Here is a 13,269-nt window from a genome sequence, read left to right as displayed (position 1 = left end):
GCCTTTGGCGGGCAAAGATCAATCGCTTGATTTCTGCTATCGGTAACAGCCATTGTGCAGGTGCAGAAAGTAAGTGGGAGTACAGGGTATGGATCAGCTAGCAGCCGCATTCGGGCCACAGGCGTATGATGTTCAGGGCGTGGGCGCGTGGCCGTCCCGGTTCGCGGTGACCGATCTGGCAACCCGATGCTTTGGCGCGGTGGGTTCGGCGCTGGGCGAGGTGATCGAGGCCACGGGTCTTGGGCCGCGTCCGGCGGTGACGGTGGACCGGCGGCTGGCCTCGCTGTGGTATTCCTGGTCGATCCATCCGCAGGGTTGGCAGATGCCCGGCGCCTGGGACCCGATCGCGGGGGATTATGCGGCGGCGGATGGCTGGATCAGGCTGCACACCAATGCGCCGCATCACCGGGATGCGGCTTTGTCAGTGCTGGGCTGTGCGGCGGAACGGTCGGAAGTGGCCGAGGCGCTGCGCGGCTGGCAGATCGACGCGCTGGAGGCGGCGGTCGTGGGCGCGGGCGGGGCGGCGGCGGCGATGCGCAGCCGCGCGGCTTGGCTGGCGCATCCGCAGGGGGCGGCGGTGGCGGCGGAGCCGCTGGTGCATTGGGCCACGCGCACCGGCACTTTGCGTGACTTCGGCGGCACGCGGGCGCGGCCGCTGGCGGGGCTGAGGGTGCTCGACCTGACACGGGTGCTGGCGGGGCCGATGGCGACGCGAACGCTGGCCGGGTTCGGGGCCGAGGTGCTGCGCATCGACCCGCCAAGCTGGTCGGAACCGGGGGTGGTGCCGGATGTGACGCTGGGCAAGACCTGCGCCCATCTGGACCTGAAACAGGCCGCCGACCGGGCCCGGTTCGAGGCGCTGCTGGCGGGGGCGGATGTGCTGGTGCATGGCTATCGTCCCGGCGCGCTGGATGCCTTGGTTTCGCCCGAGCGGCGTTTGGAACTGGCGCCGAACCTGATCGAGGTGAGCCTGTGTGCCTATGGCTGGACCGGGCCATGGGCCGGGCGGCGCGGGTTCGATTCGCTGGTGCAGATGAGTTGCGGCATCGCCGAGGCGGGCATGGGCTGGGCCGGGGCGGATAAACCGCATCCGCTGCCGGTGCAGGCGCTGGACCATGCGACGGGGTACCTGATGGCGGCTTCGGTCCTGTCGGCGCTGGCACGGGCGGCGCGGGGAGAGGGCGTCTCCTCGGCCCGGTTGTCCTTGGCGCGGACGGCGGAACTGCTGTGTTCCTTGGAAAAGGCAGAGGATGGCCCGGCGATTACCGGCTCTACCCCCGATGACCTGTCGGATTGGGAAGAGCGGACCCCTTGGGGACCGGCGCGGCGGTTGAAACCGGCGCTGAGTGTCGAGGGGGCGCCGATGCGCTGGGATAGTGCGGCTTGTGATCTGGGATCGTCGCCTGCGGCGTGGCGCTGATCAGGTCAGCCAGTAGAGAAGGCCCGAGAGCGTGAAGAAGGCCAGCGTTGTTGCCGTGAGCAGGGCGATCGAGGCCATGCCCTCGTGTCCCAGTTCCTGCGCCAGAACGGCGTAGATGCCGAACATCGGCATCGCCGCCGACAGGATCAGCGCGGTGCGCATGTCGGCATCCATCGGCAGACCGATAGCGGCGACCAGCATCACCGCCAGCAGGGCCAGCGCCGGGTGCAGCAGCAGTTTCAGCGCCGAGATCTGGACCGCGTGCCAGCGGCTGCCTTTCCAACTGAGACCAGCAAGCGAACCGCCGATAACCACCAGCGCCAGCGCCGAGGCGGAGGCGGCCAGCATCTGCATCAGCCTTGTCACGGTTTGCGGCATGGACAGACCTGACAGGCTGACCGCGAGGCCCAGCAGCAGGCCGATCACCATCGGGCGCTTCAGCACGCCCCAAAGGATGCCCGCGATCCGCTGGCCGATGCCGCCCTGCGCGCGCCCGCGCGCCATGTCCATCAGGATCAGGCAGGCGGGGATGATCAGCACATTCTCGACCAGCATGTTGAGCGCCAGGATCACGCCCGCCAGATCGGGAAAGGTGAGCAGCATCACCGGATAGCCGACAAAGCCGGAATTGGGGCAGGAACTGCCCATCACTGCCACCGCACGGCGGGTGGCCTCGGTGCCCGTGAGCGTGAACCACAGATAGCTGAGCGCGACCGTGCCAAGCCCGGCGGCTGCAAAGGCGAGCATGTAGCCGGGGTGAAACACCTCGGCCACGTCGCGGCTGGCCACCGCGTTGAAGAGGAGCGCAGGCAGGGCGATATCCATCACGTAGCGGCCCAGCACCCGCATGTCTGTGGTGCTGAACCAGTCCTGTCGCACCACCAGAAACCCGATGGCAAGTGCTGCGTAGATCGGAAAGGTGATGGTTAGGATCTGGCTCATCCCTGTGTCCATTCGGCAGGCAGCGGTGTGCCGATCTCGGCCGCGAAATCGTCGAGGAAGCGCAGCATCAGCGCGATGCGGGCCTGGGCGAGGGCGCGGCCCTTTTCGGTGAGCATGCCTTGCGGCAGGGACAGCAGCTTCACCCGCCAGTGGTCCAGCGAATAGAGCGCATCGTCAGGCGTTCGGTGTTCGCAGAAGGGATCGGCGGGATCGTAAAGCGCCCGGCCCAGCGAGCCGGAGACCGAGAAGTTGCGGGCGATACCGATGGCACCCAGCGCATCGAGCCGGTCGGCATCGCGCAGGATGCGCGCCTCTTCGCTCTCGGGCGGGATCCCGGCAGAGAAACTGTGCGCGGCGATGGCGTGGCCGGTGGCCGCGATCTGCGTGTCGTCGAAGCCCAGGTCGCGCAGGATCGGCGCGGCCTCGTCGGCCGAGCGACGCGAGGCGGTGTGCCGGTCGGGGGCGTTCTTGGGCAGGTTGACCAGATCGTGCAGGTAGCTGGCGGCCAGCAGCACGTCCCGGTCTGCGCCGGGTCCGGCGATGGCCTGCACATTGACCCAGACCCGGTCCAGATGGGCGAGATCATGCGCCGGATCGGTCGCCATGCGCTGGGCGACGATGCCGCGTAGCGCTTGATGCAGCTCAGCCGATATGGCCACGATTGGCCCCGATCTGGCCCCGGTGCAGCAGCAGGTGATCGAGGATCACGCAGGCCATCATCGCCTCGCCCACCGGCACGGCGCGGATGCCGACGCAGGGGTCATGGCGGCCCTTGGTGATGATTTCGGTCTCTTCGCCGGACTTGGTGATGGTCTTGCGGGTGGTCAGGATCGACGATGTGGGTTTCACCGCAAAACGCACCACGATGTCCTGCCCGGTCGAGATGCCGCCCAGAATGCCGCCCGCGTGGTTCGAGCTGTATTGCGGGCCGTTCTGGCCCATGAAGATCTCGTCGGCATTGGCCTCGCCGGTCAGTTCAGCAGCAGCCATGCCCTCGCCGATCTCGACGCCCTTGACGGCGTTGATCGACATCATCGCGGCGGCCAGATCGGTGTCGAGCTTGCCATAGACCGGCGCGCCGAGGCCCGCGGGCACGCCGCGCGCGACGACCTCGATCACCGCGCCGACCGAGTTGCCGGACTTGCGCAGCCCGTCGAGATAATCGGCCCAGTCAGCGGCGGCCTGTGCATCGGGCACCCAGAACGGGTTCTGTTCGATCTGCGCCCAGTCGAAGCGGGCGCGGTCGATGCGGTGCGGACCCATCTGCACCATGTAACCGGTGATCTGGACATTGGGGGCCAGGGCGCGGATCGCCTCGCGCGCGAGGCCACCGGCGGCCACCCGGGCGGCGGTTTCACGGGCCGAGCTGCGGCCGCCGCCGCGATAGTCGCGGATGCCGTATTTCTGAAAATAGGTGATGTCGGCATGGCCGGGGCGGAACTTGTCCTTGATATCCCCATAATCCTTGGACCGCTGGTCGGTATTCTCGATCATCAGCTGCACCGGGGTGCCGGTGGTCTGGCCCTCGAACACGCCCGAGAGGATCTTGACCTCGTCGGCCTCGCGGCGCTGGGTGGTGTATTTGTTCTGACCGGGTTTGCGGCGGTCGAGCCAGTGTTGAATCATCGCCTCGTCGATCGGCACGCCGGGCGGGCAGCCATCGACGGTGGCGCCAAGCGCTGGACCGTGGCTTTCACCCCAGGTGGTGACGCGGAAGAGATGGCCAAAACTGTTCATCGACATGGGGGCGCTCCTTTGCGGGATGTGCTTAGCGGCGCGCGCTCCGGGCCTCAAGGGGTTTGCGAGGTCGAGAGGGGGAGGGGGCGCCGCCCCCACCTACAAAATTCGACGAATTTTGTAGGCTCCCCCGGAGTATTTGAGGCGAAATGAAGGATCAGGCCGCTTGCGCCAGTTTCGAGCGGGTCGCGGTGATCTGGAGCGCGGCGCGGGCGGCCTCGCGTCCCTTGTCCACGAAATGGGCGCGGTAAATGGCGTTGTGGTGATCGGTTTCCTGGTATTGATGCGGGGTCAGCGAGACCGACAGGACCGGAACGCCGGTGTTGAGCCCCGCGCGCATCAGCCCGTCGACCACCGCCTGGGCCACGAAATCGTGCCTGTAGATGCCGCCATCGACGACAAAGGCGGCACAGGCCACGGCGGCGTAGCGTCCGGTCTGAGCAAGGTCGCGGGCGAGGAGCGGCATCTCGAACGCGCCGGGCACGTCGTAGATGTCGACCTGTTCCGCCGGGATGAGCCCGAGGAAACCGTCGAGTGCGCGGTCGACGATATCGGCATGCCAGTTGGCCTTGATGAAGGCATAGCGGGTGTGTGTCATCGTAATCTCCATTGGTTAGACACGTCACCCAAGGCGATCACGAACGGACGGGCGCACGCGGTTGCGTGGCCTGGCCGTGCGTTCTCTTTCATCCGGACTATGACCGTCGGCTCTGGTGTCTCACCAGATCTGCTGACACCCCGAACAAAGCGTCGAGGCCGCTCGCGGGCTCGCGGGTCTGGCCCGCATACCGCCGGTGGGGAATTCCGCCCCGCCCTGAGAACGAGGGAGAACTTGCCAAGACGCGGTGGGCGCTGCAAGACGGAATCGACAAGAGAGGAGAAACGCAATGCATCCCAACCCGGCGTTTCGTGGCGAAAGCACCGCGCGCAATCTGGAGTTTGCCCGGGCGCGCGGGTTTGGCGTGTTGGCGGTGGCCGCCGAGGGGGCGCCGCTGATCAGTCATGTGCCGTTTTTGCTGAACCCCGACGGAGACGTGGCGGAACTGCATCTAGTGCGGTCGAACCCGATCGTCCGGCTCTTGTCCGAGCCGGTGGCGGTGCGGTTGGCGGTCAGCGGGCCGGACAGCTATGTTTCGCCCGACTGGTATGGAGTCGCGGATCAGGTGCCGACCTGGAACTATGTTGCCGTGCACCTGACCGGAGAGCTGGAGTTGTGTCCGCAGGAAGAGTTGCCGGGCTTGCTGGACCGTCTTTCGGCCTATTTCGAGGCTCGGCTTTTGCCCAAGCCTGCCTGGACCAGCGCCAAGATGACGCCCGGCGCGCTGGAGCGGATGTTGCGCATGATCGTGCCTTGCCGGATGCGCGTGTCAGATGTGCAGGGTACGTGGAAGCTTGGTCAGAACAAGCCCGAGTTGGCACGGTATGGCGCGGCCGAAGGCATCGCGACCGCAGGTATCGGTGCGGAGCTGGACGCATTGGCGGCTCTGATGCGGGGGGCTTGATCCCGGTGCTGCGCGGCATACCACTAGAGATTGACGCGGATTGGTCCGCGCTGACAGGCAAAAAGGGAGACCATCGTGATGAAGCTCTATTACAGCCCGACCTCGCCCTATGTGCGCAAGGTCATGGTGCTGCTGCATGAAACCGGCAAGCTGGGCGATGTCGAGCTGGTGACCGCCAGCGGCACGCCACTGGCCCCGGCCGAGGCGCTCTTGGCCAAGAACCCGCTTACCAAGGTGCCGGCGCTGGAGCGGCCCGAGGGGCCGACCCTGTTCGACAGCCGGGTGATCACCGCCTATCTGGATGCGCGCTACAAGGGCGGGCTGTATCCCGAGGGTGACGGGCGCTGGAACACGATGACGCTGGAGGCACTGGGCGACGGTATCACCGACGCGGCACTGTTGATGACCTATGAGGGACGGCTGCGGCCCGAGGACAAGCGCTGGGACGCGTGGGCCGAAGGACAGTGGAACAAGATCGCCCGCGCCTGCGCCGCGCTGGAGAGCCGCTGGATGGCGCATCTGGCCGGGCCGGTGGACATGGGCCAGATCGCGGTGGCCTGTGCGCTGGCCTATGTCGATTTCCGGCATGACGTGCGCGGTTGGCGCAACGGCAACCCGGCGTTGGCCGCGTGGTTCGCCGATTTCGAATCGCGCGCCTCGATGGTCGAGACGCGCCCGCCTGCGGCCTGAGGGGGGTAAAATATCCGGGTCGAGCTTGAAATTGTGTGGCTCTGCCGCGACATGAAAGGCAAACTGCGGCGTCCTGCGCGCCTATGACCGCTGGACGAACCGATTTCTCCCGGATAGATACCCGCGTTGAGTCACCGCATTTTATTGCGGTGCACATGCATGTTTGCCCGGACCCGGGCGCTGGAATCGGAGAAAACCTCGTGTCCCACGCAGAAGATCACGAAGGCACCCGCAGAGATTTCCTCTACTACGCCACGGCTGGCGCAGGTGTCGTAACCACCGGGGCCGCTGTCTGGCCGCTGGTCAACCAGATGAACCCGTCGGCGGATGTTCAGGCGCTGTCGTCGATTCGCGTTGACATCAGCGGTGTCGAGGTCGGCACCCAGATCAGCGTCAAGTTCCTGGGCAAGCCGGTGTTCATCCGCCGCCGCACCGAGGAAGAGATCAGCGAGGCGCGCGCCGTCGAGCTGGGCGACCTGATCGACCAGAGCGCCGAGAACCCCAACAAGCCGGGTGCCGATGCCAAGGACGAAAACCGTTCGCTGGACGAAAACGGCGAATGGCTGGTGATGATGGGTGTGTGTACCCACCTGGGCTGTGTGCCGCTGGGCGACGGCGCCGGCGATTTCCACGGCTGGTTCTGCCCTTGCCACGGCTCGCACTACGATACCTCCGGCCGGATCCGCAAAGGTCCCGCGCCCGAGAACCTGCACATTCCGGTTGCAGAGTTCGTCGACGAAAACACCATCAAGCTGGGATAAGGAAGCGCGCTCATGGCCGGTATTCCGCACGACCATTACGAACCGAAGACGGGCGCCGAGAAGTGGCTGAACAGCCGCTTGCCCATCGTCGGCCTGATTTATGACACCATCATGATCCCCACCCCCAAGAACCTGAACTGGTGGTGGATCTGGGGCATCGTCCTGGCCTTCTGCCTGGCGCTGCAAATCGTCACCGGCATCGTGCTGGTGATGCATTACACGCCGCATGTCGACATGGCCTTTGCCAGCGTCGAGCACATCATGCGCAACGTGAACGGCGGCTATATGCTGCGGTATTTGCATGCAAACGGCGCCTCGCTGTTCTTTGTCGCCGTCTATATCCACATCTTCCGCGGCCTGTTCTACGGCTCGTACAAGGCCCCGCGCGAGATCACCTGGATCGTCGGCATGCTGATCTATCTCTGCATGATGGGCACCGCCTTCATGGGCTATGTGCTGCCATGGGGACAGATGTCGTTCTGGGGCGCAACCGTGATCACCGGCCTGTTCGGCGCCATCCCCTTTGTGGGCGAGGCGATCCAGACCTGGCTCTTGGGCGGGCCCGCCGTGGACAACGCCACGCTGAACCGCTTCTTCTCGCTGCACTATCTGTTGCCCTTCGTCATCGCGGCACTGGTCATCGTGCATATCTGGGCCTTCCACACCACCGGCAACAACAACCCCACGGGTGTTGAAGTTCGCCGCGGGTCGAAAGCCGAGGCCGAGAAGGACACGCTGCCGTTCTGGCCCTATTTCGTGATCAAGGACCTGGTGGGCCTGGCCATCGTGCTGGTGATCTTCTGGGCGATTGTCGGCTTCATGCCGAACTATCTAGGCCACCCCGACAACTATATTGAGGCCAACGCGCTGGTGACGCCCGCGCATATCGTGCCTGAATGGTACTTCCTGCCGTTCTACGCCATCCTGCGCGCCTTCACTTCGGAAGTCTGGGTGGTGCAGATCGCCAGCTTTGTGACCGGCGGCATCATCGACGCCAAGTTCTTTGGCGTGCTGGCAATGTTCGGCGCGATCCTGGCCATGGCGCTGGCGCCCTGGCTCGACACCTCGTCGGTGCGTTCGGGCAAGTATCGTCCGATGTTCAAATGGTGGTTCTACCTGCTGATCATCGACTTCTTTGCCCTGATGTGGCTGGGCGCGATGCCCGCGGAAGAGCCCTATGCATCCTTCTCGCTGATCGCTTCGGCCTATTGGTTCGGCTACTTCTTCGTGATCCTGCCCATCCTGGGTGTGATCGAGAAGCCGCTGCCGCAGCCGGCCACGATCGAGGAAGACTTCAACGCGCACTACGGCACGGCGTCTGACGCCACTCCGGCCGAGTAAGAAGAGGGACCGGAACTCATGTTCAAGAAACTTGCAATCGGTGCCGCTTTTGCCCTGGCGCTTGCTCCTGTCGCATCCCATGCGGCAGGCGGTGGCGAGCAGCATATCGAGGATTTCCAGTTCTCGTTCGAAGGCCCCTTTGGCACCTATGACCAGAACCAGCTGCAACGCGGCCTTCAGGTCTATACCGAGGTCTGCGCCGCCTGCCACGGCCTGAAATACGTGCCGCTGCGCACGCTGGGCGACGAGGGTGGTATCGGCTGGACCGACGATCAGGTCCGCGCCTATGCGTCCGAAACCTTCTCGGTCTATGACCCGGAACTGGAAGACGATCGCCCGGCGATCCCGACCGATCACTTCCCGGCCAACACCGCCGCTGGCGCCCCGGACCTCAGCATGATGGCCAAGGCGCGCGCGGGCTTCCACGGCCCCTACGGTCTGGGCATCAACCAGCTGTTCAAGGGTATCGGCGGTGCGGAATACATCGCCTCGCTGCTGACCGGTTACACCGGCCACGAGAAGGAAGAAGCGGGTTCGATCCTGTATGAGAACACCGCCTTTCCGGGTGGCTGGATCTCGATGGCGCCGCCGTTGAGCGACGAGCAGGTGGAATTTGCCGATGGTCATGCCAACGACCTGCACCACATGGCGGCTGATGTGTCGGCCTTCCTGATGTGGGCCGCCGAACCCAAGATGATGGCGCGCAAGCAGGCCGGTCTGGTGGGCGTGATCTTTCTGACCATCCTGGCCAGCATGCTGTACCTGACCAACAAGCGCCTGTGGGCGCCGCACAAGGGCAAGAAGCACTAAGCCTCTTTTTGCATTTTGGTTTCGAGAGCCCCCGTACCCTGGTGCGGGGGTTTTCTTTTGGTTTTCGGGCAGGGTCGCCATCACGGCGTTAGTTTGCGCCCATCAGCAGGCGCTTATTTCAGCAAAATAAGCCCTTGTTCGATAGCGATAGGGCCGGAGCATCGCCAGTTTCGGGACAGACGGCGGATGGTCCGCCTGTTGCAATCTCAGGAGATGTTCCATGAAATCCTTTGCCCTGATCGCCGCGCTCGCCCTAGCCGCCAGTCCGGTGTTGGCTCTTGACCTGACCACCGACACACAGCTGGGCACCTCGTCGGAAGAGATCCGTACCAGCTTGAAAGATCTGGGCTATGACGTTCGCAAGATCGAGGACGAGGACGGCAAGATCGAGGCCTATGTGGTCAAGGACGGCAAGATGGCCGAGGTCTATGTCGAGCCCAAGACCGGCAAGATCAGCAAGATCGAGATGGAGTAAGGCTGGATGGCCGGGACACCGGGCGGGCGCGAAGGCGCCCGCGAGATCCGCGTCTGGGACCCGCTGGTGCGGCTGACGCATTGGGGGGTGGCGCTGGGGGTGCTGATCAACAGCGCGTTGACCGATCCCGATGGCGCGTTGCACGAGCAGGTCGGCTATGCCGTACTGGCGCTGGTTGTACTGCGGCTCTTGTGGTGTATCGTTGGGCCGAAACCGGCGCGCTTCACCGCCTTTCCGCCCAACCCGGCTGCCGCTCTGGGGCACCTATGGGCGATGCTGCGGAGAGAGCGCACGGTTCACCTGTCGCATAATCCCCTGGGGGCGCTGATGGTCTATAACCTGTGGCTGACATTGCTGGCGCTGAGCGCCACCGGCATCATGATGGGCACTGTCACGTTCTTTGGCGTCGACTGGGTCGAGGAATTGCACGAGGCGGCCTTTGGCTGGCTGATGCTCTCGGTCGTCCTGCATGTGGGCGGTGTGCTGTTCGATCAATGGCGCACCGGGGTACCGCTGGCGCGCGCCATGGTGACAGGACGCAAGCGCATACCCGTGATCCGCTCGGATAGATGACCACTTGGCTGCGCCCCCTGATGCGGCCCGGCGACGCGGATGAGCGCCGGGCTGCAATCCTCGCCTGGATGATCGTATTGCAGGCTCTCTGTGCCCTGTTCTTCATTGGCGACGTTCTTGCCGACCTGAGGGCGGGGGACAACGACGGCCCCACGCATCTGTGGCTGGAAGGCGGTGTGGCGCTGGTTCTGTGCACCGGGCTGGGTGTGCTGATATACGAGCTGCGCCAATTGCTCTTGCGGATGGAGCGGGTCACCACGGGCCTGCGTGCGGCACGCGGTGAGATGGCCGAGGTGATCGAGGGTTTCTTTGCCGATTGGGGGCTGACACCCGCCGAGCGCGATGTGGCACTCATGATCCTCAAGGGGCTGGATAATGACAGCATCGCTACGGTTCGGGGCCGAGCGGCGGGCACGGTCCGCGCGCAATCGGCTGCGATCTATGCCAAAGCGGGAGTCGATGGGCGAACCCAGTTCCTGAGCCTCTTCATGGAAGAGCTGCTGGTTGATCCGGAATAAGAGAGGGGCGCTGCCCCTCTTGCCCTTCGGGCAATTCACCCCGGAGTATTGCCGACCAGAAAGAAGCCCGAGGGCGTCGTCAGGCGGTCAGCACGTTGCCAGAAGTGCCGGTTATCGTGGTTGTGACGATCTGGCCTTCGGGCTGGGGCGTGTCGAAATGCACTTCGGTGAATTGCTCGGTGCGGCCCATCTGCGGGCTTTCCATCAGGATGCGGTGGCTGCGCCCGACCTGTTGGGCCAAGTGCTGCGCCACGCGCCTGTCGCCTGCGGCGCGCAAGCGGGCGGCGCGGTCCTTGATGGTCTTGCCGTTAACCTGGCTGGGGATTTTGGCGGCGGGCGTGCCCTCGCGCCGGGAATAGGGGAAGACATGCAACCAGGTCAGGTGGCAGTCATCGACCAGTTTCAGCGAGTTCTCGAAATGCGCCTCGGTCTCGGTCGGGAAGCCGGCGATGATATCGGCGCCGAAGGTCATCTCGGGGCGCAGGCGGCGGGCCTCTTCGGCAAAGCGGATGGCGTCATCGCGCAGATGGCGGCGTTTCATCCGTTTCAGGATCAGGTCGTCGCCATGTTGCAGGCTGAGATGCAGATGTGGCATCAGGCGCGGTTCGGTGGCGATGGCCTGCATCAGGTTCTCGTCCACCTCGATCGAGTCGATGGAGCTGATCCTGAGGCGTGGCAGGTCGGGCACCAGCCGCAGGATACGCATCACCAGATCGCCCAGTTTGGGTTCTGCGGGCAGGTCGGCGCCCCAGGAGGTGAGGTCGACCCCGGTCAGCACCACCTCGTTATAGCCACGATCTACCAGACGCTTGATCTGGTCCACCACCACGCCCGCCGGAACGCTGCGCGAGTTGCCGCGGCCATAGGGGATGATGCAGAAGGTGCAGCGGTGATCGCAGCCGTTCTGCACCTGCACATAGGCGCGGCTGCGGGTGCCGAATCCGTCGATCAGGTGACCGGCGGTTTCGGTCACGCTCATGATGTCGTCGACCTGTACTGTCTCGGTCTCGCCGATGAAATCGGCGGCCATGCTCTTCCAGGTCTCGGGCCGCATCTTTTCGGTATTGCCGATCACCGCGTCGACCTCGGCCATGGCGGTGAAGGTCTCGGGTTCGGTCTGGGCGGCGCAGCCGGTGACGATCAGGCGTGCGGTGGGGTTCTCGCGGCGCAGGCGGCGGATCTCCTGACGCGCCTTGCGCACGGCCTCGGCCGTGACGGCGCAGGTGTTGACGATGACGGCATTGTCGAGCCCTGCCTGCGCCGACAGTTCCTTCATCGCTTCCGTCTCATAAGCGTTGAGACGACAGCCGAGCGTGGTGAACTTGGGCGCGCTCATCCCAGGCTGGCCAGGAATTCGGGCGTCAGCGTGGCGCTGAACACATGCATGGTGGGACCGGTCATCCAGACGCCATCGTCGCGCCAGTCGATCCAGAGCGTGCCGCCGTCGAGGTCGATCTGTACCTTGCGGCCCGTGAGGCCCCGACGCGCGGCGGCCACGGCGGTGGCACAGGAGGAGGAACCGGAGGCCAGGGTGATGCCGACGCCGCGTTCCCAGACCCGCATGCGGATATGGTCGGGGCCGATTACCTGTGCGACCTGCACATTGGTGCGCTGCGGGTAGAGCGGGTGATGCTCGTAGCGCGCGCCGAACTCGGCCAAGGGGATCGCTTCGGCATCGGCGACGAAGAACGTACAGTGCGGATTGCCCATGCCGGTAGCGGTCGGGCCGCCCTCGATGGGCAGTTCCAGCGTATCCATCTCTTCGGCCAGCGGGATCTCGTGCCACAAAAGTTGCGGCGCCCCCATATTGACCGAGGTCAGCCCGTTGCCCGCGTCGCGCGCATAAAGGTCGCCGCGATCGGTGGTCAGATGCAGCTCGGTCTTGCCGGTCTCGTCCATCAGATGCCGTGCGATACAGCGGGTGGCATTGCCGCAGGCGGCCGAGGTTGAACCGTCGGCGTTCAGAAATACGAGATGCGCGTCGCCCTTGCCCTGTTCGATCAGCGCCAACTGGTCGAATCCCACGCCGAAATGGCGATGCGCGATACCCCGAGCCAATGCAGCTGTCACGTCGACCGGATGCGCCCGCGCATCGACAACGACGAAATCGTTGCCCAGCCCGTGCATCTTCATGAAGGTCATACCGGTGGTCTGCTGTGCCATGGCGGGCATATAACGCTGCCAGGGAACTTATTCCAGCCTGCTGCGCGGATTAGGCAAAAAAGGGGGTTGACCCCCCTCTGCCACCTGCCTAATTAGGCCGCCTATCGGGTCGCCGGACACGCCGGAAACGAAAGCGACACGAGGTGCAAATAAGCTCTTGAACCTGATCGGTGAATTAGCTTAGAGAGCGCCACGGGTCGAAAGACCGGACAGAGAGTGGGCCGTTAGCTCAGTTGGTAGAGCAACTGACTTTTAATCAGTGGGTCGCAGGTTCGAATCCTGCACGGCTCACCACTTCAACCGATTGATCGGAAACGAAAAACCGCCAAGTCTTCGC

The 13,269-nt window shown here is 64.6% G+C and carries 15 protein-coding genes, 1 tRNA gene and 1 riboswitch; of the genes, 10 read left to right on the top strand and 6 right to left on the bottom strand.

Annotated elements, in window-relative coordinates; genetic code table 11:
• Positions 1 to 88: 88 nt before the first annotated feature.
• Entirely contained in the window at positions 89 to 1,420 is a 1,332-nt protein-coding gene (locus tag AC2FLM_RS14070) for a CoA transferase (RefSeq protein WP_496858727.1), read from the top strand.
• On the opposite strand, the gene AC2FLM_RS14065 is transcribed toward AC2FLM_RS14070, so the two are convergent.
• The 4 genes from AC2FLM_RS14065 to AC2FLM_RS14050 all read right to left on the bottom strand — a co-directional run bounded on the left by AC2FLM_RS14065 (position 1,421) and on the right by AC2FLM_RS14050 (position 4,697).
• A complete protein-coding gene (locus AC2FLM_RS14065; RefSeq protein ID WP_496858726.1) occupies positions 1,421 to 2,362 on the bottom strand; it encodes an AEC family transporter in 942 nt (313 codons plus the stop codon).
• Positions 2,359 to 3,021 (bottom strand): HD domain-containing protein, encoded by a 663-nt coding sequence (locus AC2FLM_RS14060; protein ID WP_496858724.1) that lies wholly within the window; start codon positions 3,019 to 3,021, stop codon positions 2,359 to 2,361. The genes AC2FLM_RS14065 and AC2FLM_RS14060 overlap by 4 nt, the downstream gene beginning before the upstream one ends.
• Positions 3,005 to 4,105, bottom strand: coding sequence for a chorismate synthase (aroC, locus tag AC2FLM_RS14055; RefSeq protein ID WP_496858722.1), 1,101 nt, complete (start codon positions 4,103 to 4,105; stop codon positions 3,005 to 3,007). Before aroC ends, AC2FLM_RS14060 begins: the two co-directional genes overlap by 17 nt.
• 151 nt (positions 4,106 to 4,256) lie before the next feature.
• Entirely contained in the window at positions 4,257 to 4,697 is a 441-nt protein-coding gene (locus tag AC2FLM_RS14050; protein ID WP_496858720.1) for a 6,7-dimethyl-8-ribityllumazine synthase, read from the bottom strand.
• A 76-nt stretch (positions 4,698 to 4,773) separates the two neighbouring features.
• A riboswitch (FMN riboswitch) is annotated at positions 4,774 to 4,925 on the bottom strand.
• Between the two features lie 61 nt (positions 4,926 to 4,986).
• On the opposite strand from AC2FLM_RS14050, the gene AC2FLM_RS14045 reads away from it, so the two are divergent.
• From AC2FLM_RS14045 to AC2FLM_RS14010, 8 genes are all read left to right on the top strand, one after another.
• A complete protein-coding gene (locus AC2FLM_RS14045) occupies positions 4,987 to 5,601 on the top strand; it encodes an FMN-binding negative transcriptional regulator (protein WP_234139910.1) in 615 nt (204 codons plus the stop codon).
• Between the two features lie 78 nt (positions 5,602 to 5,679).
• The gene (locus AC2FLM_RS14040; protein ID WP_496858718.1) at positions 5,680 to 6,291 is read left to right on the top strand and encodes a glutathione S-transferase; all 612 of its coding nucleotides are present in this window, start codon (positions 5,680 to 5,682) and stop codon (positions 6,289 to 6,291) included.
• A gap of 200 nt (positions 6,292 to 6,491) precedes the next feature.
• Positions 6,492 to 7,052 carry a ubiquinol-cytochrome c reductase iron-sulfur subunit gene (petA, locus tag AC2FLM_RS14035; protein ID WP_234139908.1) on the top strand — a complete coding sequence of 187 codons (561 nt, stop codon included), beginning with the start codon at positions 6,492 to 6,494 and terminating at the stop codon, positions 7,050 to 7,052.
• 12 nt (positions 7,053 to 7,064) lie between these two features.
• A complete protein-coding gene (petB, locus tag AC2FLM_RS14030; RefSeq protein ID WP_011046034.1) occupies positions 7,065 to 8,393 on the top strand; it encodes a cytochrome b in 1,329 nt (442 codons plus the stop codon).
• 18 nt (positions 8,394 to 8,411) lie between these two features.
• Complete coding sequence (locus tag AC2FLM_RS14025) at positions 8,412 to 9,203, top strand: cytochrome c1 (protein WP_234221884.1); 792 nt, start codon at positions 8,412 to 8,414, stop codon at positions 9,201 to 9,203.
• Between the two features lie 220 nt (positions 9,204 to 9,423).
• Positions 9,424 to 9,678 (top strand): PepSY domain-containing protein, encoded by a 255-nt coding sequence (locus tag AC2FLM_RS14020; protein ID WP_496858715.1) that lies wholly within the window; start codon positions 9,424 to 9,426, stop codon positions 9,676 to 9,678.
• 6 nt (positions 9,679 to 9,684) lie between these two features.
• Positions 9,685 to 10,251, top strand: a complete 567-nt coding sequence (locus AC2FLM_RS14015) for a cytochrome b/b6 domain-containing protein (RefSeq protein ID WP_234182455.1) — start codon at positions 9,685 to 9,687, stop codon at positions 10,249 to 10,251.
• The gene (locus tag AC2FLM_RS14010; RefSeq protein WP_234144572.1) at positions 10,248 to 10,769 is read left to right on the top strand and encodes a helix-turn-helix transcriptional regulator; all 522 of its coding nucleotides are present in this window, start codon (positions 10,248 to 10,250) and stop codon (positions 10,767 to 10,769) included. Before AC2FLM_RS14015 ends, AC2FLM_RS14010 begins: the two co-directional genes overlap by 4 nt.
• A 79-nt stretch (positions 10,770 to 10,848) precedes the next feature.
• Here the strand turns inward: AC2FLM_RS14010 and mtaB are convergent, their stop codons facing one another.
• Both mtaB and dapF read right to left on the bottom strand, forming a co-directional pair.
• Positions 10,849 to 12,105, bottom strand: coding sequence for a tRNA (N(6)-L-threonylcarbamoyladenosine(37)-C(2))-methylthiotransferase MtaB (mtaB, locus tag AC2FLM_RS14005; protein ID WP_496858712.1), 1,257 nt, complete (start codon positions 12,103 to 12,105; stop codon positions 10,849 to 10,851).
• Positions 12,102 to 12,941: a diaminopimelate epimerase gene (gene dapF, locus AC2FLM_RS14000; protein WP_234177831.1), complete on the bottom strand. Its 840-nt coding sequence runs from the start codon at positions 12,939 to 12,941 to the stop codon at positions 12,102 to 12,104. Before dapF ends, mtaB begins: the two co-directional genes overlap by 4 nt.
• 209 nt (positions 12,942 to 13,150) lie before the next feature.
• Between dapF and AC2FLM_RS13995 the strand changes: the two genes are divergently transcribed.
• A tRNA-Lys gene (locus AC2FLM_RS13995) sits at positions 13,151 to 13,226 on the top strand.
• Positions 13,227 to 13,269 lie beyond the last annotated feature (43 nt).

The organism is Ruegeria sp. SAZD011 (assembly GCF_059612545.1).
The sequence above is the reverse complement of the archived record's forward strand: the minus strand, read 5'-3'. Positions and strand labels throughout refer to the sequence as shown.

Excerpts from the sequence above, each read along its gene's own strand:
- dapF (WP_234177831.1), bottom strand. The coding sequence starts at position 12,941 with ATGCCCGCCATGGCACAGCAGACCACCGGTATGACCTTCATGAAGATG.
- petB (WP_011046034.1), top strand. The coding sequence starts at position 7,065 with ATGGCCGGTATTCCGCACGACCATTACGAACCGAAGACGGGCGCCGAG.
- AC2FLM_RS14045 (WP_234139910.1), top strand. The coding sequence starts at position 4,987 with ATGCATCCCAACCCGGCGTTTCGTGGCGAAAGCACCGCGCGCAATCTG.
- mtaB (WP_496858712.1), bottom strand. The coding sequence starts at position 12,105 with ATGAGCGCGCCCAAGTTCACCACGCTCGGCTGTCGTCTCAACGCTTAT.
- AC2FLM_RS14040 (WP_496858718.1), top strand. The coding sequence starts at position 5,680 with ATGAAGCTCTATTACAGCCCGACCTCGCCCTATGTGCGCAAGGTCATG.
- AC2FLM_RS14050 (WP_496858720.1), bottom strand. The coding sequence starts at position 4,697 with ATGACACACACCCGCTATGCCTTCATCAAGGCCAACTGGCATGCCGAT.
- AC2FLM_RS14070 (WP_496858727.1), top strand. The coding sequence starts at position 89 with ATGGATCAGCTAGCAGCCGCATTCGGGCCACAGGCGTATGATGTTCAG.
- AC2FLM_RS14025 (WP_234221884.1), top strand. The coding sequence starts at position 8,412 with ATGTTCAAGAAACTTGCAATCGGTGCCGCTTTTGCCCTGGCGCTTGCT.
- AC2FLM_RS14065 (WP_496858726.1), bottom strand. The coding sequence starts at position 2,362 with ATGAGCCAGATCCTAACCATCACCTTTCCGATCTACGCAGCACTTGCC.
- AC2FLM_RS14015 (WP_234182455.1), top strand. The coding sequence starts at position 9,685 with ATGGCCGGGACACCGGGCGGGCGCGAAGGCGCCCGCGAGATCCGCGTC.
- AC2FLM_RS14020 (WP_496858715.1), top strand. The coding sequence starts at position 9,424 with ATGAAATCCTTTGCCCTGATCGCCGCGCTCGCCCTAGCCGCCAGTCCG.
- AC2FLM_RS14010 (WP_234144572.1), top strand. The coding sequence starts at position 10,248 with ATGACCACTTGGCTGCGCCCCCTGATGCGGCCCGGCGACGCGGATGAG.
- aroC (WP_496858722.1), bottom strand. The coding sequence starts at position 4,105 with ATGTCGATGAACAGTTTTGGCCATCTCTTCCGCGTCACCACCTGGGGT.